This is a genomic window from Pseudocnuella soli (assembly GCF_004347775.1).
GTDB classification, from domain to species: Bacteria; Bacteroidota; Bacteroidia; order Chitinophagales; family Chitinophagaceae; genus Flavisolibacter; species Flavisolibacter aquaticus.
On sequence record NZ_CP037755.1, the window covers coordinates 1538054 to 1557865 of the forward strand.

Sequence of the window (19812 nt, forward strand, 5' to 3'; positions counted from 1 at the left end):
CCCGCCCAAAAAACCAGCACTATGGAAGTAGCACAACAATCGCCGGTAAAACCCGGAGCCGAACCGGTTTTGGTTTCGCGGCAGTTTTCATTTACCGAAGGGCCCGCAGCCGATAAGGAAGGCAATGTGTTTTTCACCGATCAGCCCAATAACCGCATCTGGAAATGGGAGCCATCTGGCAAACTGTCCATTTTCCTGGAGCCGGCCGGCCGCTCCAACGGGATGTTTTTTGGCCGCAATGGCTACCTGCTTTCCTGCGCCGATGAACAAAACCAGGTTTGGTCAATTACACCGGATAAGGGAGTAACCGTGTTGCTGGCCGATGTGGATGGTAAAAAACTGAACGGTCCCAACGACCTGTGGGAAGATGCACAAGGCGGCATTTATTTTACCGATCCTTATTACCAGCGCGACTACTGGCAGCGAAAAGCACCGGAAATAAAAGGCGAGCACCTGTACTACCTGCCTAAAGGTGCCGCGCAACCAACCATTGTGGACAGCAACCTGGTAAAGCCCAACGGCATTGTGGGCACGCCGGATGGTAAGTACCTGTACGTGGCCGACATCAGGGCGGACAAAACCTACCGCTACGAAATAACCGGCGCCGGCCAGCTGTCCAACCGAACATTATTTACCGAAAAAGGCTCCGATGGCATGACACTGGACCGGCAGGGAAATGTGTACCTCACCGGTAAGGGCGTTTTTATTTTCAACAGCGAAGGCAAGCAAATTGGGCATATACCCATTTCGGAAAACTGGACGGCCAATGTGTGTTTTGGCGGCGCCAACCGCGACCTGCTGTTCATCACTGCGTCGGAAGCGGTGTACACCGTGCAGATGGCTGTGCAAGGCGCCTGGTAGCTTTTTGGTGGGGATTAAAATAGGCTTTGCTAAAGGAAATACGTATGCCTGAAAAAAAACATGCGAAACATTTGTAATTACTCGTTTGCTTTCCGACCTTTAAGGAGGTTCTCAATAGCAGATAACCATTTTTTAGTTCGGCCTGCCGTTTATACGGCGGGCCTTTTTGTTGCCCCAACTGGTTTGCTTAATTCATTGCGGGGCGCAGCACATTTTTCAAACCCTGCTTTGTACCTTAAGCGCGTGCTATGTTTTCTGCGCATATCAATAAAAATCAGCCTGTTGCTGTGCCTGCTTCTGGCGGCTGCTCCTTCATTTGCACAGCAAAAACCCAAACCCGCCTCGGTGATCTTCGATTCGGACATGGGCCCCGATTATGATGATGTGGGCGCTATGGCCATGCTGCATGCCTATGCCGACAGTGGCTATTTTAAAATCCTCGCGACCGTGGCCAGCACCCGTTATGCCGGTGTGGCACCGGTGTTCAGCGTGCTCAACACTTATTTTGGCCGGCCCAGCCTGCCCATTGGCGTGCCGCATAAGGCTGGGCTGGATATGCGCGACTGGCAGCATTGGTCCGACAGCCTGCTGGCTCGGTACCCGCACCGGATCAAGGCCAACGGCGCCGTGCCCGAGGCCACCGAAGTATACCGCCAGGTGCTTGCCGCCCAGCCCGATAGCAGCGTAACCATCATTACCGTGGGCTTTTTTACCAACCTGGCCAACCTGCTTCAGTCCGGCCCCGACCAATATTCAGCGCTTAGCGGTGCGGAGTTGGTGCACAAAAAAGTAAAACGGCTCGTCAGCATGGCCGGGAGGTTTCCGGATGGAAAAGAATTTAATGTGGAAAAAGACGCCGCGGCCTCGCAACGGGTGTTCCAGAACTGGCCCACCGAAATTTGGCTGGGTGGCTATGAAATAGGCGCTGAGATAAAAACAGGCGTGCCGCTGATGGGCAACGAAGCGATAACAAACAGCCCGGTGAAAGATGTGTTTCGAATTGCCATACCCAAGGCCGCCGAAGATAGGGATGGGCGCATGAGTTGGGACCAAACCGCGGTGCTGGTGGCTGCAAAAGGCGTGGCGCCCTGGTACCGCCTGCAAAAGGGTACCATGCAGGTAGCCGCCGATGGCAGCAACACCTGGCGCAACGGCAACGGCCGCCATTTTTACCTGGTAGCCCTGGCGCCGCCTGCACAAGTGCAAGCCTTGATTGAACGAGTAATGGCGCATCAGCCGGTGAAGAAATAGACGGGGCTGGAATTTCGGATTTCGGATTATACTGGCCGCTTTAGATCCTTAAATCAAAGCATTTGGCATTTCCCAATCGTCAATCGTCCATCCAAAACCGTCAATCGTATTCGCTCCCACCCAAGTGCCACTACAAAAACACACTGCCGCCCAAATAAGGCGTTTTGCCTAAGTTTTTTCCTTTTCTGTCCAAAAAGGGGAGTGGTAATGGACAAGTTTTGTAGCTTGTTTACTTGTTCAAAAAAGATTCTTTATCCAATGAAATTCAAAGCAGCACTATTTTACCAGGATGCACTTGTTTTTTATAGTGTATACCACTTAGGAAACGATTACTACAAAGCAAAGCTGGATGGCAACCTCCCCGATATGGGCCAGCCGCCACTGCTGCTCGAATTAAAACGCCAAGGCATGCAATGGCGCTCCGACTGCTCCGAAAACGAAGTGGTGCGTGAAATTGGCGCCGCCATTGATCAACGACTGAAACGACAATAACAACAGTAATAAGATATTAAAGTAAAAGGCCGCAATTGCGGCCTTTTACTTTAATATGGGTTTGTAAAAAAATGATCAGTTCCCTTTTATTGTTACACGTGTGTTGATTTGTTGATGTATTAATCAACCAGCACAAAGCTTACCGGTGCTTCAAAACGCAGTTTCATTTTTTTGAAATCAACATTCAGTGCGGGTTCGCCACCTGCATCCATCGATGCTTTTTCCATGCGCATCATCATTTGCGGCTGGTAGTTGTTTTCGGTAGGCTCGTTTATTTGCCACACGGCTCCAACCTTGGCATTAACGGCACCTGCCAGCAGCGAAGCCTTTGCCTGTGCATTTTTCAGCGCTTGCATTTTCAGCTCGTTGCGGTAGTCTTCAATTTTGCTGTGCGATACTTTTTGTATGTAAAAGTTTTGCGTAGCCTCATCGTCCAGCGCCTGCACCACTTGCTCCAGCTGGCGCACCGAGTTCAACTTTAGTATATAAGAAATCGACGCTTTCATGTCCGGTGTCTTTTGCTTGTTCTTGCGGTACCACTGCCAGTAGTTGTCGTAGCCGCTGGCGTTTTGCAGGCTCACCTCTTTTTCAGTCAGTCCCAGTCCTTTCATTTTTGCTAAAAACGCATTGCTGATCTTTTCAATGTTCACCTTGCCCGTTCCTTTTTTGTCGTATTCCTGCAGCTGCACCTGCACCCATACTTCATCGGGCACAATTTCCATTTCGGCGGCGGCCTGCACATTAATGAGGCGTGGACCTTGGTTGGATTGTTGCGCCGAAGCACCCAGTGAAATCAAAGCAGCAAAGAATAAAATCATCATTTGTTTCATACCAGTGAATTTATACAGAGTGAGATGGAATTAAGGGCCGAATGTTACAAAGCTGCGGCCAAAAAAGGGCATGCTTAACAGAATGTTTGGAAAACGGGCGGTGCACATTTAAACGCAAAAAATAAAAAGTGTGCTGTAGCTGACAAGTTCAAATACAGCGATGCTGATTTTGATAAGTGTTATTTTACCCCATCTTTCTTACTTTTAGCGCATGCCATCTGATCACATAATTATTACGCCTCATTCATACGATCAGGCTGCAATGGTGCAGCAAATGCAAGCATTGATGCAGCAACAATTAGCGCCCGATGCATGGCAGTGGCTGCAGGAAAAGGCAGCGCAGCTCAACACCCAAGGCAGCAATGCGCTGGCCGTTGCATTTGCCGCCATGCCGCGCAAAGCGGGCAAAGCAATTGTTGCTATTAGCGCAGAAAATGCTGCTGCATTCGCAGCTATCCGGCCCCACTTCACCGTCAATCAATGGAGCATCGACCGGCTTTGCCGTGTGTGGTTGCTGTTGCAATTAGATACCTCCGACGAAGCGGTTTATGTACGCCGTATTGAAACGCTCTTTCCCGCTGCCGAAATGAATGAACTGGTGGCGCTCTATTCGGCGTTGCCCCTGCTGGCTTACCCCGAAGCGTGGCGCGGCCGTTGTGCCGAAGGCATCCGCAGCAACATCGGGCCGGTGCTCGAAGCCATTATTTGCAACAACCCGTATCCCTCGGAGCAACTGCCCGAAGGTGCCTGGAACCAGTTGGTGTTGAAAGCATTTTTTACCGAAAAAAGAATCGACCAGATCATTGGGCTAGATGACCGTGCCAATGAATCGCTGGCCAATACGTTGATCGATTTTGCACGTGAACGCCGCGCTGCCGGCCGCGAAGTGCCGCCAATGTTGTGGCGCTGTGTGTCGCTTTTTATCAATGCAGAAAATATCCTTGATGTGGAAGCCGCATGGTACAGCACCGAAACCAACGAACGTGCTGCAGCGGCATTGGCGATATCGCAAAGCAGCTTGCCCGAAGCAAAAGCATTGTTACAAAAGAATAATGAATTAGCGGCTGAAATCCATTCCGGTGCATTGAGCTGGAAGGGACTTGCAGCAAGGATGGCAGGCGAATAATTATTGCTGCGTCCTATTTATTTACATAAAAAAATAATTGCACTTATGTGTTGCCATACTATAGACGAAGAAAGCCTGCAGCGCGGCGAAAAGTGGCCGCTGTATAAAGAGCAGATTGCGGGCATGCAGTTTTTTGATCCGCATGTGCACATGACCTCCCGCACTACCGACGATTACCAGGCCATGGCCGATGCCGGTGTGGTGGCGCTTATCGAACCTGCGTTCTGGCTGGGACAGCCGCGTACCGGCCTCGATACTTTTCGCGACTATTACAGTTCGCTGATTGGCTGGGAACGTTTTCGTGCTTCGCAATTCGGCATTAAGCATTATTGCACCATTGGCCTCAACTCTCGTGAAGCCAACAACGAAGCGCTTGCCGAACAGGTGATGGAAATACTGCCCTTGTTTGTGTACAAAGAAGGGGTAGTTGGCGTTGGCGAAATTGGCTTTGACGACCAGACGGCTGCCGAAGAAAAATACTATCGCCTGCAACTGGAACTGGCAAAAGAAGCGGGTCTGCCCGTGCAGATTCACACACCGCACCGCGATAAAAAACGGGGCACTACCCGCAGCATGGACATTGCGCTGGAACACGGCCTCGATCCACGCATGGTGATCGTTGACCACAACAACGAAGAAACGGTGAAAGAGGTGCTGGACCGTGGTTTCTGGGCGGCGTTTACCATTTACCCGTTTACCAAAATGGGCAACGAAAGAATGGTGGATGTGGTGAAACAATATGGTCCCGAACGCATCATGGTCAACTCTGCTGCCGACTGGGGTATTTCCGATCCGCTGGCAGTGCCCAAAACCGCCGCACTGATGAAGAGCCGCGGTATTTCAGTGGATGACATCAGGCTGGTAACATATCAAAATGCAGTGACTGCATTTGCACAAAGCGGCCAGATCGAAGAGTCGGATTTTTCTTCTGTAAAATCAATCGACCAAAGCCAGAAGTTTGCCGGCAACACCGTGCTGCGCGGCGGACAGGCACCAAGGGTTGATAAAGATTCGGTGTTTATCAGGTAAACATTTTCAGGCCACGCAATGCCGGTGCTGTTGTTTGCTTCAAACAAGTATTGTAGCGACAAGATCGCTGTAGTTGCGTGGCTTTTTCTTTTAAATAAATTCCTCTTGCAAAAGCTGATTGGCCTGCTGCGTTTGGCAAGGCCTGCAAATATTGTTACTGCTTTTTCCGACATTGGTGCAGGCGTTGCCATTGCATATTTTGGTGTGTTGCAATCGCTGAAAGCAACAGCACCAGAGGGTACAATAATGGGTGCTACTATAGGCACTAATTTTTACCTGCAGGTAGCGCTGTTGATGGTGGCCACTTTGGGTTTGTACGGTGGCGGTGTGGTCATGAACGATGTTTTTGATGCCGAACTGGATGCAGTAGAGCGTCCCGAAAGGCCCATTCCCAGCGGGCTTATTTCCAAAAATGCAGCTACCGTTTGGGGCCTTGGCTTGTTGCTACTGGGTATTGTTTGTGCCGGCTTGGTGCACTGGCCTTATTTCCTCTCACCTTCTTTTTACCTAGCCATTACCACTGCGGCGGCTGCGCTTTTGTATGATGCATGGGGCAAACATCAAAACATTTTTGGTCCCATCAATATGGGTTTGTGTCGCGGCCTGAACCTGTTGTTGGGTATGAGCATTTTTCCGCATGTGATCCCGCAATACTGGTTCCTGGCACTGGTGCCCGTGGTGTACATCGCCGCCATTACCATGATCAGCAGGGGAGAGGTGCATGGTGGAAAAAAGAATACAATGTATGGCGCGGTGTTCTTATATGTTTTGGTTGTGGCTTCCATTTTAGTTATTTCATTTTTTAACGAAACCGCCTTGTTTACTCTTCCCTTCGTGCTGTTGTTTGCTGCAATGATTTTTCCGCCCCTTGCCAAAGCCGTTGCACAACCCTCTGGTCCCAAAATCGGCAAAGCCGTAAAGGCAGGTGTTTTATCACTTATCCTGATGAATGCCGCGTGGGCGGCCGCTTTTGGCGCACCGGTGGCTGCACTGTGTATGTTGTTGCTTCTGCCGCTCTCCATGGGGCTGGCAAAAGCATTTGCCGTAACCTGATGTGTTGATTTTCGTTAACTTTCGCCAGATTTTTCCGGCCGGGTGCAGTATGCCCGTGCCTTATGCGGAATACCAATAATTGAGATGGCGATGGATTATTTGCAGCAGTCGTTTGCAGTGCGCTTCGAGTACAAGGTATATTTTACCGAACATCTGTTTAGTGCCGAAAATGTGGCGTTCAGAGATTTTTTAAATGCACAAAAAGGCAATACGGCCCGCAAGCTGCTTTTTGTAATTGATAAAGGCGTTGTTGAAACGCATCCCGATTTGCAGGGGCAAATTCGTACCTACCTCGAAGCGCTGGAAGGTTATGTGTTGGTACCCGAAATGCTGGTGCTGGAAGGCGGCGAAGGTGCAAAAAACAACCCGCAACTTTTTGATCAACTCGTGGAAGCAGTCAATGCTTATGGCATCGACCGGCACTCATACCTCGTAGCCATTGGCGGCGGTTCTATTCTTGACCTTGCTGGCTATGCCGCTGCAGTTTCGCACCGCGGCATTCGGCACATTCGTATCCCTACAACGGTGCTGTCGCAAAACGATTCGGGTGTAGGCGTTAAAAACGGCGTCAACTGGTTTGGTAAAAAAAACTTCCTCGGCACGTTTGCGCCACCCGCGGCTGTGTTCAACGATTATCATTTTCTTACCACGCTGTCGGACGATGATTGGCGTTCCGGTATGTCGGAAGCCATAAAAGTGGCGCTGATCAAAGACGCACCCTTTTTTAACTGGCTTGAAGCCAACGCAACCATGCTGGCCCGCCGCGATATGCCGGCGATGCAGTATTTGGTAAAACGCTGTGCCGAACTGCACCTGCAACATATTGCCGGCGGCGATCCTTTTGAAATGGGCTCATCGCGGCCGCTGGATTTTGGCCACTGGAGTGCACACAAACTGGAGCAACTAACCGGCTTTGCCGTGCGACACGGAGATGCGGTGGGCATGGGCATAGCGCTGGACAGTGCTTATTCATTTGCATCCGGAATGCTGGATGAAGCGGCTTACAAACGCATCATCGATGTGCTGCAGGTGTTGGGCTTTGCCATTACGCATCCGCTGATGGAAATCAGCAGCGAGCAAAGTGCAGTGATCCGTGGCTTGAATGAGTTTCGCGAACACCTGGGCGGACAGCTCACCATCATGCTGCTGCGCGGCATTGGCGTGGGCGAAGAAGTGCACCACCTTGATACGGCACTGCTCATTAAAGCAAGCGAATTGTTGCAGCACCACGATGCTGTTGCATAACAGCCAGTATCACGATGACAGATGATCGATTCGATTTTACCATTTACCATTCACCATTCACCATTCACGAACCCATCATGCTTACTCCATACGGCCACCTGAGTTATTGTACCAACATTCATCCCGGCGAAAACTGGAATGATCATTTTGCACAATTGCAACAGCATGTGCCGCAGATAAAAAACAGCTTATCTCCTGATGCACCGTTTGGCATTGGGCTGCGCCTGGCCAATGTTGCATCAAAAGATTTAGCAAAACCCGAACGGCTTCATGCGTTTAAAGCATGGCTGCAGCAACATTATTGTTATGTGTTTACCATGAACGGTTTTCCGTACGGTGGTTTTCACAACACGGTTGTAAAAGCCGACGTGCACACACCGGATTGGACCACCGACGACCGAGTGGATTATACCATCCGGCTGGCGCAAATTTTAGCACAACTGCTGCCCGACGGCGAAGAAGGCAGCATCTCTACCAACCCGCTTTCGTATCGCTATTGGCACAACGATGCAGATTATGATGCCGTTTTTAAAACCGGCACTACCAACCTGTTGCGTGTGGTGGCTGCATTGATCGGGATAAAAAAAGCCACGGGCAAAACCATTCACATCAACATCGAGCCCGAGCCCGATGGCATGATGGAAACCGGCCCCGACTTTATCCACTGGTTCAACAATTACCTGTTGCCATTAGGTGGTGTTTATTTACAAAATGAATTGGGCTTAAATAGGGCGGACGCTGAAGCCGCACTGCGTACACATGTGCAGCTTTGTTTCGATATCTGTCATTTTGCAATTGGCTTTGAAGACCATCTGGCAGTATTGCAACAATTGAAAAAGGAAAGCATTGGCGTTGGTAAGATCCAGATCAGTGCTGCGCTGCGCCGTGAATTGCCTGCAGATAGCGAAAAACGCAAAGCCATTATTGCCGCATTTGCACCATTCAACGAGCCCGTTTATTTGCACCAAGTAATTGCAAAAGAGGCGGACGGTTCATTAACCCGTTACCGCGATCTGCCCGATGCTTTGCAAACAGCGGAAACCACCACGGCCGTTGAATGGCGGGCACATTATCATGTGCCCTTGTTTGCCGCCGAATATGGTGCGCTGCATTCAACTCAGCCCGAAATTGCCACCGTGCTCCGCCACCAGGCGCAGCACCCCTTTTCCAAACATATGGAAGTGGAAACATATACCTGGGATGTGTTGCCCGATGATTTAAAATTACCCATCGCCGATTCCATTGTTCGCGAACTGCAGTGGGTGTTGGCGGCGCTGGATGGCAAATGAAAAATTGCCCTGCAGCCGTTGCAAGGGGTGGTACATTCGTGCAATTTTTCGGCGCTTTGGTACATTCCCGATCTTTTCTTGTCTTATAGTTGGTGCGCCGCCAACACCCGCTGCGCCACCAAAAGCGGCGGATGTGTGCGGCGCCCTGTATTTTTGAATTTTGACCCTGAGTATGCAAAAGACCGTTGTCATAGATATTGTTGGTTTGTCCCTTTCGGTGATTGGCGAGCACACGCCTTTTTTGCAGCAATACACGGCTAACAAACACATGGCACCCTTTGCGCCGATGCTGCCGGCCGTTACCACTTCGGTGCAATCCACTTATGTTACGGGCAAATGGCCATCGGAGCACGGCATTGTGGGCAATGGCTGGTACGATGGCGTGGATTGCGAAATAAAATTCTGGAAGCAGTCGAACAAACTGGTGTTGTCCGAAAAAATATGGGAACGTGCCAAAGCACAGGATCCCGCTTTTACCTGCTCCAAAATGTTCTGGTGGTACAATATGTATTCGTCGGCCGATTACTCCGCAACGCCACGGCCTCAGTACTTGGCCGATGGCCGCAAAATGCCCGACTGCTATACACATCCGGCTTCGCTGCGCGATGAGTTGCAGCAGGAGTTGGGACAGTTTCCCCTATTTAAATTCTGGGGTCCGGGTGCCGATATCACCTCCACCAAATGGATTGCAGATGCATCCATTTATACTGATAAAAAATACAACCCAACGCTGACGCTCATTTACCTGCCGCACCTGGATTATTGCCTGCAAAAGTTTGGGCCTGATTTTTCAAAAATGGGCAAAGAGCTGAATGAAATTGATGCTGTGGTAAAAGACCTGGTGCAGCATTACGAAAGCGTTGGTGCCAAAATAATTTTGCTTTCGGAGTACGGCATTGCACCGGTGAGTAGACCTATTCACATCAACCGCTTGTTGCGGCAGGCTGGTCTGATCCAGGTACGGGTGGAGCGTGGACTGGAACTGCTCGATGCAGGCGCTTCGCAGGCTTTTGCCGTATCCGACCACCAGGTAGCGCATATTTATATCAACGACCCTTCGGTGTTGCAAAAGGTACGGCAACTGGTGGAGGGCTTGCCCGGCGTGGCCCTCGTGCTGGATCGGGAAGCGCAAAAAGATCACCACATCGATCATGAACGTGCCGGCGACCTGGTGCTGATGGCCGATGCGCAAAGCTGGTTTACCTACTACTTCTGGCTCGATGATGCGGTAGCGCCTGACTATGCCCGTGTGGTGGATATTCATAAAAAACCCGGTTACGACCCGGTGGAAATGTTCATGAGTTCGAAAGCCCGCGCAGCATATAAACTGCTCCGCAAAAAAGCAGGTTTTCGGTATGTGATGGATGTTATTCCGCTGGATGCTACTCTCATCAAAGGCTCGCATGGATCGCTGGCCGTGGGGCAGCAGTATCACCCGGTGCTGATTACTGACGCACCGCAAAAGGAAAGCCTTGTAGCCACCGATGTGTACGATGTTATTTGGCAGCATTTGGCAGGATAAAACAAAGGATTAATGGGTGCAATAGCGCACCGTTCATTATAAAATTTTATTTGTAAACATGAAACGAAATATGCAACAAGCAGCAGGCAGGCATGCCGGCATCGCACTGGCAATAGCGTCGGGTGTGGCGCTGAGCCACCCGGCTTTGGCCCAGCAGGCGCTGCCCCTAAATGACCTTTCCGCTTTCCAGCCTTCTTCTAAAACCTGGCGCATTGCAGGCGATGTGCAGGCCGATCTTGCAGCAGCCAATGCCCTGAAACCAGCCAATGGTACCGGTATTTTGGTAAACGTGCCCACCAGTAAAGAGCACGGCGCCGACCTGTTTACCAACCTCACCCATGGCGATGCAGACATTGAGTTGGAATACCTCATGGCGAAGGGCTCCAACTCGGGCATTTACCTGCAGGGCCGCTACGAAATTCAATTGCTTGATTCCTGGGGTGTAACCCAGCCACGTGCCGGCGATAATGGTGGTATTTATGAGCGTTGGGATGACAGCAAACCCGATGGGCAAAAAGGTTACGAAGGCCATGCACCCCGTCAGAACGTGTCGAAAGCACCCGGCTTGTGGCAAAAGATGCGGATTTCTTTCCAGGCACCCCGCTTTGATGCTTCGGGCAAAAAGATCCAGAATGCACGCATCCTTTCGCTGTCATTAAACGGTGTAACAATACACGAAGATGTAGAGCTCTCGGGGCCAACTCGTGGCGCCATGCAAAACAATGAAGTAGCAACAGGTCCCATCCGCATCCAAGGCGATCATGGCGCCGTTGCATTCCGAAACATTAAGATCACCAATTACGATAAACCTCGCCCTGAACTCACCAACCTGAAGTACACGCTGTACAAAGGTAAATACCAGGCAGAGCCGGCCAACTACGCCTCGCTGCCGCCCGAAGCCGAAGGTCCTTCCGGCGTTATTTCATCGGCGGTAAGCAATATGGATAACGAGTTTCTCATTCGCTACACCGGCACGCTAAAAGTTGCCGAACCGGGCACGTACACCTTCAATATGGGTGTAAACGGTGGTGGTGGCGCCCTGCGCATCAACAAGCAGCAGGTTATTCCCATTTCGGAATGGAATGGCCGCGGCACGGCTAATTTGCCGGCAGGCGAACTGCCTTTTGAATTGATCTATTCCAAGTTTGTCGATTGGGCGCAGCCCTCGCTGGGCCTGTCGGTTTCTGGCCCCGGCATCCGCGAATACCTCGTGTCCGATGCGGCATTGAGCTCCGGCAACACAGTCGATCCTATTTTGGTGGAAGCGCCATCCAATACCATCCTGCGTTCGTTTATGGACATTCCACGCCACGGCCGCGTGGTGCATGCCGTAAGCGTGGGCAGTAATAAAGGCCTGCATTATACGTACGATATGGACCGCGGCAACATGGTGCAAATCTGGCGTGGTGCATTTCTCGATGCAACGCCCATGTGGCACGACCGTGGCGACGGCTCTTCGCGGCCCCGCGGTGCGGTGCAGTATTTTGGTAAACCCGCATTTTCTGTTGCGGTATTAACCAACAACACAGCTGCATGGCCCGATGATACAACGGGCAGCAGTTTCCGTACCCGCGGTTATGTGCTCGATGCCGACGATCAGCCCACATTTAAATACGATATGGCCGGCGCCAAAATCCAGGATGCGCTGAAAGTAGCCGCCGATGGACAAGGCCTGCAACGCACCATTACTGCCGAAGGTGCACCAGCCAATATGTATGTGCGGCTGGCAGCAGCGGCCAACATTGAGCCGGCAGGCAAAGGCATGTACCTTGTTGATGGTAAAGCGTATTACCTGCGCATTGATGGCGCCGATGGCGTACAGCTGCGCGATGCAGCCGGTGGTAAAGAACTGGTTGCGCCGTTAAAAGGCACCGTGTCTTACACCATTCTTTATTAAGCAAAACGGGTGTTGGGCCGGCTGCAGTACAGGCATGAAGCTTTACTTGCGACGCTCCGTTCAACCTCGGGTTAACGCTGTTCGGCTTTTTTATTACAGACAAAAGAAAACGACCAATGAACTACAAACATATTTTCCGCAACACGGCACTGGCGCTGGGCCTTACTGCAAGCATTGCAGGGGGTGCGCAGGAGTCGCCGAAGGAAGAAGATTTTTTCCGCATTGCCCGCATATCGGCCCCGGAAGGTACCGTGCTTGAAGTGGGCGGATTGACCGTAATGCCCAACGGCAACCTGGCTGTGGCCACCCGCCGCGGCGATGTATTTATTGTGGAGAATCCTACGAGCAACAGGCCTTATTTCCGCAAGTTTGCATCGGGCCTGCACGAAGTGCTGGGGCTTGCCTACAAAGATGGCTCGCTGTATTGCGCACAGCGCGGTGAGCTTACCAAAATGACCGATACCAACAAAGATGGTAAAGCCGATGCTTTCGAAACCGTTTATGCATGGCCGTTATCCGGTCACTATCATGAGTATAGCTTTGGCCCCAAGATTGCGCCGGATGGTTCTTTCTTTGTTTCGGCCAACGTGGCCTTTGGCGATGAAGAGTGGTGGCGCGGCGAAAGCCGTGTGCCCTGGCGCGGTTGGGTCATGAAAATTTCTCCCGACGGGCAAATGCAACCCTGGGCCACAGGTGTTCGTTCACCAGCTGGTTTGGGTATGATCGATGGCGAATTATTTTATGCCGACAACCAGGGCGACTGGCTCGGTTCGGGTGGCATTGCGCATGTAAAACGCGGTGCATTCATGGGCCACCCGGCGGGTTTGCGTTGGGCCGGTATGCCCGGCTCGCCGGTTACACTTACCGAGCAAAAATTTCATGCAACGGTTGATGAACGCCGCAAACGCGATGCGGCTGGACGTGCCATCAAACCCGAGAATGTGCAGAACGAAAAGTTTGCGATGCTGCACGAAATGAAAAAGGAATTTCCGCAGGTGCAGCCGCCGGCTGTATGGTTGCCGCATGGCATTTATGGTATTTCCAACTCCGAGATCCTAACCATTCCCGAAAATACTTTTGGTCCATTTGCCGGCCAGTTGCTCGTTGGCGACCAGGGCCAGAGCAAGATCATGCGGGTATTTATGGAAAAGGTAGCTGGCGAATACCAGGGCGCTGCGTTTGATTTCCGCAGCGGTTTCCAAAGCGGTGTACTGCGCATGGCCTGGGCTCCTGATGGCAGCTTATTTGTAGGCGAAACCAACCGTGGATGGGGCTCTGCCGGCGATGCCAACCAGGGCTTGCAACGGCTGGTTTGGAACAACCGCCTTCCGTTTGAAATGCGTGCCATTCGTGCCATGCCCGATGGCTTTGAAATTGAATTTACCAAGCCGGTGGCCAAGGCTTCGGCTGAAGACATCGCCTCGTATAACGTGGAAAGTTTCCTGTACAAATACCATTCGGTGTATGGATCGCCAACGGTAAACACCAAGAGCTGCGAAGTAAAAGGTGTAAAGGTTTCGGATGATGGTTTGAAGGCCCGCATTATTGTAGATGGTTTGCGCCCTGCTTATATCCACCACATCCGGTTGGATGGCGTTCGTGCAGCAGAAGGTTCTTACTCGCTGGTGCACCCAATGGCTTATTACACGCTGAACAACATTCCGGAAGGCGCCAAACTTACCGGTGCAGGCATCAGCACCAAAAACTCAGCTAAGGAAACGAAGCCCGCCGCCGCACCGGCTAAGACAACAACAAAACCTGCAGCCAAGCCTGCTGCAACAACGGCCACTACCACACCCGACGATCCGAAAGCCCGTGCAGCCGCCGCTGCTAAAAAGCCTGCAGCAAAAGCGCCCACTTTTGAAGACGTAAAACCGTTGCTGGCAAAGAACACTTGTAATGCTTGTCATAATACTGACAAGCGCCAGGTGGGGCCTGCATTTAAGGATGTGGCCAAACGCAAATACTCGGTGGATAAAATCGTGCAACTGATCTACAACCCGCAGCCTGAAAACTGGCCGGGATATGCCACGCCCATGCCGCCCATGCCGCAAGTGCCAAAGGCAGAAGCAATCAAGATTGCTGAATGGATCCGTTCGCTGGCACCGTAATATGATGTTGTTTATTTCTTTATAAAAGCCTGCTCTATGAGCAGGCTTTTTCTTTACCGCTTGATGGTGTGCAGTGATTATTGATTATTTTGTAGGGGGTATTACCTGTAAGATTTTTTATTTGAATGTGCTTATAAAACAGCGGGTTTGTCATGCCGAACTTGTTTCGGCATCTCCCTCATGTTAAAGACATTTGGTTATAAATTCAGGGTAGCTGCTTTTTAAATCAAAAGCATTCAATTCATAGGAGATGCCGAAACAAGTTCGGCATGACAAACTCTGATTATGCCTAACATCTTTAACCTTTGCAGCGATATTAACCAACATTAAAACCACAACCACTTATTCATGTTTGTACATCACGTGTTCTTTTGGCTGAAGCCCGATCTTAGCGAAGCCGACATCCAGCAGTTTGAAACCGGTGTTCGTTCCCTGCTCACTATTCCTTCGGTAAAGTTTGGCGATGTAGGCAAGCCTGCATCCACCGACCGGCCAATTATTGAGCGTTCTTATTCTTATTCGCTGCTTACCGTGTTCGACAATAAAGAAGGCCACGATGCTTACCAGCCGCCAACAAGCGAAGTGCACCAACGCTTTGTAGATGAATGCCAGCACCTCTGGGATCGTGTACTAATTTATGATTCTGAATCCTGAGTCATCATTGTATTGCACCCAATAAATTGTAGCATTTAAACAGGCTACAGAATTCCAAATCGATTCTTTTTTTAAAGAAATATGAAGAAGCCCGATGTAGTTTGTTTTGGTGAGGTATTGTGGGATATTTTGCCCTCTGGCGAGCAGCCGGGAGGTGCACCCATGAACGTGGCTTATCATCTCAAAAAATTGGGTTTGGAGCCGGCCATGATCAGCCGGATTGGTAAAGATGACCGGGGTGAAAAATTGTTGCATTTGCTGGAAGGGTGGGGGCTTGATATTGATTTGATCCAGCAGGATGCGGATCAACCTACCGGTGTAGTACATGCGCATTTATCGGCCGAACATGAAATGTCGTACGAGATTGTGCAGCCCGTTGCTTGGGATTTCATTGCCCTTTCAAATGAATTGCTGGAACTGGTGCAGCAGTCACAGTATTTTATTTACGGCAGCCTCAGTGCCCGCAACGAAGTTTCCCGCAATACGCTGTTTGCACTGTTGAAAGCGGCAAACAAAAAGGTATTCGATGTCAACATCCGGGTGCCGCATTTCAGCAAAGGGGTAGCACTGCAACTGGTGCAGGATGTTTACCTACTTAAGCTAAACGAACACGAACTCCCCATACTCTCCAGTTGGATTGATAGCGGTGGTTCGTTTGAAGAGCAGGTGGCCGCAGTGCAGGATCATTTTAAAGTGCCCATCGTAGTGGTAACACGCGGCGGGAAAGGTGCGGTGTTGCGCATGCACAATCGGCTTTACCAGCACAATGGATTCACTGTTACAGTTGCCGATACAGTAGGCAGCGGCGATGCATTTCTTGCCGGCCTGCTTAGCCAGTTAGATAGCGGCGCTGCACCCGGGCAGGCATTGGCATTTGCCTGTGCAACCGGCGCATTGATTGCTTCAAAACAGGGCGCCTGCCCCGGTTACGAGCCGGATGAAATACGGAAGCTGATGCAACGATAGTGGTGCATTTATCCTGTTTAAAACGGTTGCTGCATGTTCAGTAACTTATTCTTGTTTTGAAATAAAAATTGCTTAAACCTGCTTGCCATGAAATATTTGTTGCTGCCTCTTTTTTGTTTAATAACCAGCATTGCATTTGCTGCACGGGTCGATTCGATTGATGTGCCCAGTGCGGTGATGAAACAAACGTATAAAGCCGCTGTTGTGCTGCCCGATAGCTATGCAAAAGGCAATAATCCATTTCCCGTAATGTACCTGCTGCATGGCGGTGGCGGCCACTTTCACGATTGGCTGCAACAAACGCCTGACAAGAGCCTGGTGCATCGGCTTGCCGACCAGTATGGCCTCATCATCGTGATGCCCGAAGGCGAAACATTTGGCTGGTATATGGACAGCCCGCATGATGCAGGGAGCAAATTTGAAACATACATTACCAAAGAGGTCATTCAAAAGATTGACGCTACTTACCGCACGGTGCGCAGCAATAAAGGAAGGGTGATCACCGGCCTGTCCATGGGTGGGCATGGTGCGTTGTACCTGGCCACACGCAACCCGCAATTGTTTTGCGCTGCGGGCAGCATGAGCGGTGCCGTGGATATGAACTGGTCGAACTGGAAGATCAATACCGACTTTGCAAAAAATGTGCAGGAGCGGTTTTTCAAATTGCTCGGCACCAACGATCCGTTCAACGAAGTATATTTCAATAACTCGGTGGTGAACATGGCTGCAGCCATGAAGAAGAATGCTTTGCCGCTGGTAATTGATTGCGGCGTGGATGATTTTTTATTGGAGCCCAACCGCCAGTTGCACCAGCAATTGGTATATAACAAAACGCCGCACGACTACACCGAACGGCCCGGTGGACACACGTGGGATTACTGGGGCAATTCACTGCCCTATCATGTGTTGTTCTTTTCGAAAGTGTTGAAGGGAAATGGCGTGTTGTAAGCCATCAATTTTAGTAAAACAAAAGGCTGCGAACACCGCAGCCTTTTGTTTTTATTTGAAGTTCTTCTTTTAAATGTTCCCCTTCTTCATTTCCTGTACCGCATAGTCCGCAGCACGGGCGGTAAGCGCCATGTATGTGAGTGATGGATTTTGCGTAGCGGTGGAAGTCATGCAGGCGCCATCGGTAACAAACACGTTGGGCACGGCATGCATCTGGTTCCAGCCATTGAGCACCGATGTTTTCGGGTCGCGGCCCATGCGGGCACCACCCATTTCATGGATGTCGTTGCCCGGTGCACGTTTGCCGTCTACAGCCTTGATGTCTTTAAAGCCGGCCTTTTCAAACATCTCGGTGAGCTGCTCCATATAATCCTTTGTCATCTTCTCATCGTTGTCGTCGTAGGTTACCGCTATTTTCAATTGCGGAATGCCCCATGCATCTTTCAGCGAACCATCCAGCGCCACGTAGTTGCTTTCTTTTGGAATGGTCTCGCCCATCATGTGCGAACCTACCCGCCACGGGCCCATTTCCGATTTGGCCAGGTTATCTTTCAGCGTGGTGCCTACGCCATCACGCGGTGTAGTGTTTACACGGTCGGCGCCAAAGCCCGCGGCATAGCCACGTAAAAAATCGGTTTCCTGTTGGTGCACATTGCGGAAGCGGGGAATGTACCCGCTGGTAGGGCGCCGCCCATCGGTAGTGATGTCGAGGTGGCCTTCGTGTGTTGCGTTTATATATGCCCGGTAGTTGTGAAACGCAACGTATTTACCCAGCACCCCACTGTCGTTGCCCAGCCCATTAGGAAAGCGGCTGGATTTAGAGTTGAGCAAAATTAAATTGGTATTGAGCGCCGCCGCATTTACAAAAATAATGCGGGCATAAAAGTCGATGGCGTCTTTGGTAACATCATCAATTACACGCACACCTACGGCCTTGCCTTTGGCATCGTCGTATAAAATAGAATGCACCACAGAGTGTGGCCGCAGCGTCATGTTGCCGGTTTTCTCGGCCCATGGAATGGTGGTGGAGTTGGATGCGTAATAGCCGCCAAAGGGGCATCCGCGTTGGCACAGGTTGCGCTTCTGGCACTGGCCGCGGCCTTGTTGCAGGTGCACCGGTTGTGGCTCGGTTAGATGCGCACAGCGGGCATACACCACGTGGCGGTCTTTATAACTTTTACCAACGCTTTGCACAAAATATTTCTCCACGCAGTTCAACTCCATCGGTGGCAAAAACTCGCCGTCGGGCAAAATATCCAGGCCGTCTTTATTACCGCTGATGCCTGCAAATTTCTCCACGTAACTGTACCAGGGTGCAATGTCTTTGTAGCGTATGGGCCAGTCCACGGCAAAGCCATCACGGGCCGGCCCTTCAAAGTCAAACTCGCTCCAGCGCTGCGTTTGGCGGGCCCACAACAGCGATTTGCCACCCACCTGGTAACCGCGGATCCAATCGAACGGCTGCTCCTGCACATAAGGATGTTCGGTGTCTTTGGTAAAAAAATGCGCAGCATCTTCGCGGAAGGCATAGCAGCGGCTTACCACCGGGTTTGCCTTTTGTATTTCATAAGGCACTTCGCCGCGGTGCGGAAACTCCCAGGGCATTTTATTGGTGGTAGGATAATCCTGGATATGGCGCACATCGCGGCCGCGTTCCAGCACCAGGGTTTTCAGGCCTTTTTCGCACATTTCCTTTGCGGCCCATCCGCCCGAAATGCCCGATCCGATGACAATAGCATCGTAGGTGCGGGACTTTATGGAATCGTTGGTTCCCATTTCATTTCAATAAAAAAGATTGTAAAATAAATTTCCTGCAGCGGCCTATGCGGCCTTTTTGCCTTCGCCCACCGGCACGCATCCGCGGTAGCGGCCCGGCACCAGCTCGTACACCCGCACTTTGGTGAGGTAGTGTTTGGAGGTAAGGTAACCGTGGATCATCAGGTTCTTTGTTTTTTTATAAAAATGCTGCAGCTCGTCTTCGTCTTTCCTGCTTTCCAACTGCTCCAGCAAAGCGGTTCGCTGTTGCGCAGTTAGGGTTGAGAATGCACCACCATTCTTTTTCGTGAAATCTTTAAATGCGTCGAGGCCTTTTTCAAATGCCTTGTGCTCTTCGGGGCTGTGGCAGTCGTCGAGCATGGTGAGTGCAAAATGATGGAGGTAGAGGTCTTTGCCGCCCGGTGTGTCGGTGGCGGGTAAAAAGGTTTCGGCCATGTCGGCCAATAACTGTTCATCGCTGGCATTGATGGTCAGGTGTTTCAGGTTGATGGAAGCCGCGCCACCATCGGCCTGCACACATGCCGGGATGAGGGCTGCGCCTCCAGCCAGTACCAAAAATTGTTTCAATGCGGTGCGCCGGGAAATGCTCATGGGGCAAGTGTACGTTGGTGGGCTATAAAGGTAGCGTTGTATTTAAATGATTGGCAGTAGATGGTTTGGCAAAAATCAATTGGTCAAAAAAACATCAGCATTGGGCAAAAGAATATTAACACATTTATGATCTGCGTTTTTCTGTAGGTAAATTCAAAATATCCCCAATTT

General features: G+C 50.9%; 17 protein-coding genes. 14 read left to right on the forward strand and 3 right to left on the reverse strand.

The annotated features are described in order from the left end of the window. Positions 1 to 21 precede the first annotated feature (21 nt). The 3 genes from EPD17_RS06550 (at position 22) to EPD17_RS06560 (ending at position 2604) form a co-directional block, all read left to right on the forward strand. Complete coding sequence (locus EPD17_RS06550) at positions 22 to 861, forward strand: SMP-30/gluconolactonase/LRE family protein (RefSeq protein ID WP_132052790.1); 840 nt, start codon at positions 22 to 24, stop codon at positions 859 to 861. A gap of 282 nt (positions 862 to 1143) precedes the next feature. Then, on the forward strand, positions 1144 to 2112 hold the full coding sequence (locus EPD17_RS06555; RefSeq protein ID WP_240040761.1) for a nucleoside hydrolase: 969 nt from the start codon (positions 1144 to 1146) through the stop codon (positions 2110 to 2112). A 258-nt stretch (positions 2113 to 2370) separates the two neighbouring features. Continuing rightward, on the forward strand, positions 2371 to 2604 hold the full coding sequence (locus tag EPD17_RS06560) for a hypothetical protein (protein ID WP_132052794.1): 234 nt from the start codon (positions 2371 to 2373) through the stop codon (positions 2602 to 2604). A gap of 119 nt (positions 2605 to 2723) precedes the next feature. Here the strand turns inward: EPD17_RS06560 and EPD17_RS06565 are convergent, their stop codons facing one another. Continuing rightward, entirely contained in the window at positions 2724 to 3434 is a 711-nt protein-coding gene (locus EPD17_RS06565; protein WP_132052796.1) for an SIMPL domain-containing protein, read from the reverse strand. A gap of 211 nt (positions 3435 to 3645) precedes the next feature. Here EPD17_RS06565 and EPD17_RS06570 point away from each other — a divergent pair, with 211 nt between their 5' ends. The 11 genes from EPD17_RS06570 to EPD17_RS06620 all read left to right on the forward strand — a co-directional run bounded on the left by EPD17_RS06570 (position 3646) and on the right by EPD17_RS06620 (position 17274). After that, positions 3646 to 4560 (forward strand): EboA domain-containing protein, encoded by a 915-nt coding sequence (locus EPD17_RS06570; protein WP_204743331.1) that lies wholly within the window; start codon positions 3646 to 3648, stop codon positions 4558 to 4560. Between the two features lie 45 nt (positions 4561 to 4605). Beyond that, positions 4606 to 5589 carry a TatD family hydrolase gene (locus EPD17_RS06575; RefSeq protein WP_132052798.1) on the forward strand — a complete coding sequence of 328 codons (984 nt, stop codon included), beginning with the start codon at positions 4606 to 4608 and terminating at the stop codon, positions 5587 to 5589. Positions 5590 to 5694: 105 nt separating this feature from the next. Beyond that, positions 5695 to 6642 carry a UbiA-like protein EboC gene (eboC, locus tag EPD17_RS06580; protein ID WP_240040762.1) on the forward strand — a complete coding sequence of 316 codons (948 nt, stop codon included), beginning with the start codon at positions 5695 to 5697 and terminating at the stop codon, positions 6640 to 6642. A gap of 90 nt (positions 6643 to 6732) precedes the next feature. Further along, positions 6733 to 7887 carry a 3-dehydroquinate synthase gene (locus tag EPD17_RS06585; RefSeq protein WP_132052803.1) on the forward strand — a complete coding sequence of 385 codons (1155 nt, stop codon included), beginning with the start codon at positions 6733 to 6735 and terminating at the stop codon, positions 7885 to 7887. 14 nt (positions 7888 to 7901) lie between these two features. Next, positions 7902 to 9176: a metabolite traffic protein EboE gene (eboE, locus tag EPD17_RS19920; RefSeq protein ID WP_240040763.1), complete on the forward strand. Its 1275-nt coding sequence runs from the start codon at positions 7902 to 7904 to the stop codon at positions 9174 to 9176. 172 nt (positions 9177 to 9348) lie between these two features. Further along, positions 9349 to 10698 (forward strand): alkaline phosphatase family protein, encoded by a 1350-nt coding sequence (locus tag EPD17_RS06595; RefSeq protein WP_132052807.1) that lies wholly within the window; start codon positions 9349 to 9351, stop codon positions 10696 to 10698. A gap of 58 nt (positions 10699 to 10756) precedes the next feature. Beyond that, positions 10757 to 12595, forward strand: coding sequence for a family 16 glycoside hydrolase (locus tag EPD17_RS06600; RefSeq protein ID WP_132052809.1), 1839 nt, complete (start codon positions 10757 to 10759; stop codon positions 12593 to 12595). Positions 12596 to 12711: 116 nt separating this feature from the next. Continuing rightward, positions 12712 to 14706: a c-type cytochrome gene (locus EPD17_RS06605; RefSeq protein ID WP_204743333.1), complete on the forward strand. Its 1995-nt coding sequence runs from the start codon at positions 12712 to 12714 to the stop codon at positions 14704 to 14706. 348 nt (positions 14707 to 15054) lie between these two features. Continuing rightward, positions 15055 to 15360 carry a Dabb family protein gene (locus EPD17_RS06610; RefSeq protein ID WP_114235798.1) on the forward strand — a complete coding sequence of 102 codons (306 nt, stop codon included), beginning with the start codon at positions 15055 to 15057 and terminating at the stop codon, positions 15358 to 15360. Between the two features lie 81 nt (positions 15361 to 15441). Beyond that, the gene (locus EPD17_RS06615) at positions 15442 to 16326 is read left to right on the forward strand and encodes a carbohydrate kinase family protein (protein WP_132052811.1); all 885 of its coding nucleotides are present in this window, start codon (positions 15442 to 15444) and stop codon (positions 16324 to 16326) included. Positions 16327 to 16413: 87 nt separating this feature from the next. Beyond that, on the forward strand, positions 16414 to 17274 hold the full coding sequence (locus tag EPD17_RS06620) for an alpha/beta hydrolase (RefSeq protein ID WP_204743335.1): 861 nt from the start codon (positions 16414 to 16416) through the stop codon (positions 17272 to 17274). A 69-nt stretch (positions 17275 to 17343) separates the two neighbouring features. Here EPD17_RS06620 and EPD17_RS06625 read toward each other — a convergent pair whose 3' ends face one another. Beyond that, a complete protein-coding gene (locus EPD17_RS06625; RefSeq protein ID WP_132052815.1) occupies positions 17344 to 19050 on the reverse strand; it encodes a GMC oxidoreductase in 1707 nt (568 codons plus the stop codon). A 45-nt stretch (positions 19051 to 19095) separates the two neighbouring features. After that, positions 19096 to 19641: a gluconate 2-dehydrogenase subunit 3 family protein gene (locus EPD17_RS06630; RefSeq protein ID WP_132052817.1), complete on the reverse strand. Its 546-nt coding sequence runs from the start codon at positions 19639 to 19641 to the stop codon at positions 19096 to 19098. Between the last annotated feature and the right edge of the window lie 171 nt (positions 19642 to 19812).